Raw genomic sequence first — 1,589 nt, 5'->3', positions numbered from 1 at the left:
CACATACCCCCGTGGGTATATCAGATGGTGTCTTCGGACAGAAGAGCGAGCTGTCGCTCGCGTCGCGTACCCTGGATCCACCAGGCACGTACCCCCGACGCCATAACCCAGGAGGTTCCCATGGCCAGCAAGTCCCTTTCGGCTGCCGCTCGAGGCGGAAGCCAGCTCGACATCCTGATCGCTGCCCGTGACCGGCTCACCGACGAGATCGACATCTGCGAGATCCCCAAGGACATCGTCGCCATGATGGGGCAGCTTCGCCTCATCTGCAAGGACATCGAGACCATGATCGACCGCGACGTCGCCGAGTCCGACCCCGCCGAAGAGGCTCTGGCTGCTGCCCTCGCCGCGCTGGAGGGCTGATTCGTGGCTGTCGCCACTCCCCGGCGCGCTGCCCCCGCGCCGCCCTACCCTCCGCCCCGCTTCGAGAAGATCCCCGAGCGTGATGGTTCCCTCGGCGCGGCGGCGACCGTCGTCGCCAACTCCGTCGGCCTCAGCCTCGACGGGCACCAGCAGCACGCCTTCGACGTCGGCATGTCCTACCGGCACGTCGAGGAGTCTGAGACTCACCTTGTGCTGCCCGGCCGCCCCCGCACCTGGGCCGCGACCCAGTTCGGCTTCATCGAGCCCCGCCAGAACGGCAAGAGCCGCTCCCTGCTGGCGCGACAGGTGGTCGGCATCCTGCTCCTCAATGAGCCCCACATCATCCACTCGGCTCACGAGGTCAAGACGGCCATGGAGTCGTTCTACTCGCTGAAGAACCTCACCACCGACTACGACATCCTCCGCAAGAGGGTAAAGCGGATCCACAGCACCAACGGCCGAGAGGGCATCGAGTTCTACGGCAGCGGCAAGGCTCGCATCACCCGTACGACCCGTGTTTCGTTCATGGCGCGGACCAAGGGCTCGGGGCGAGGCTTCTCCGCCTCCACGATCCTCCTGGATGAGGCTCAGGAGCTGGGCTTCGCCGTCCTCGCCGCCATCCTCCCCACGCTCTCGGCCATCCCGAACAGCCAGATGTGGATGTGCGGCACGCCGCCGTCACCCGAGATGAACGGCGAAGTCATCACGCGACAGCGCCTCCAGGCCAAGGCGGGCAGCTCGCCGCGTCAGGCCTGGGTGGAGTGGGGAGCCGGGCCGGAGCCCGGCCAGGAGTCCTCCTACGACTACAGCGACCCCCGCCACTGGATGGCGGCTAACCCGGCGCGCCCCAGCCGCACCCCGATCTCGGCGATCGAGGACGAATACGGCGCTATGGATGAGGAGACGTTCCGCCGTGACCGCCTAGGAGAGTGGGACGAGGAGGGCATCGACGCCATCATCCCCGCCTCCATCTGGAACCGGCAAGCGGATCCCGACGCGGGCTTCTACGACGGTCTCAGCCTGTGCGTCGACGTCAACCCGGCACGCACCCACTCGTCCATCACGCTGGCGGGCTACACCGACAAGTCCCACCGCAAGCGGCACATGCAGCTCCTCGCTCGAGGAGCCGGGACGGACTGGGTGGTGAAGTTCGTCAAGGACTTCGTCCACGACCCGGAGAACAAGACTCGAGCCGTGATGATGGACGCTCTAAGCCCGGCCGCGTC

2 protein-coding genes are annotated in these 1,589 nt (G+C 66.8%); both read left to right on the top strand.

The genetic code is table 11. The features are described 5' to 3' along the window. The first annotated feature begins 120 nt into the window (after positions 1 to 120). Entirely contained in the window at positions 121 to 363 is a 243-nt protein-coding gene (locus ACTQ40_RS10500) for a hypothetical protein (RefSeq protein ID WP_343091535.1), read from the top strand. Between the two features lie 3 nt (positions 364 to 366). Further along, on the top strand, positions 367 to 1,589 hold a 1,223-nt coding region (locus tag ACTQ40_RS10495; RefSeq protein WP_441564112.1), incomplete at its 3' end, for a hypothetical protein.

This window comes from Collinsella sp. Sow4_D11 (assembly GCF_052116465.1).
In the GTDB taxonomy this organism is placed as follows: domain Bacteria; phylum Actinomycetota; class Coriobacteriia; order Coriobacteriales; family Coriobacteriaceae; genus Collinsella.
The sequence above is the reverse complement of the archived record's forward strand: the minus strand, read 5'-3'. Positions and strand labels throughout refer to the sequence as shown.

Bases quoted from the DNA above. Each gene is read 5' to 3' on its own strand.
- ACTQ40_RS10500 (WP_343091535.1), top strand. From the start codon at position 121: ATGGCCAGCAAGTCCCTTTCGGCTGCCGCTCGAGGCGGAAGCCAGCTC.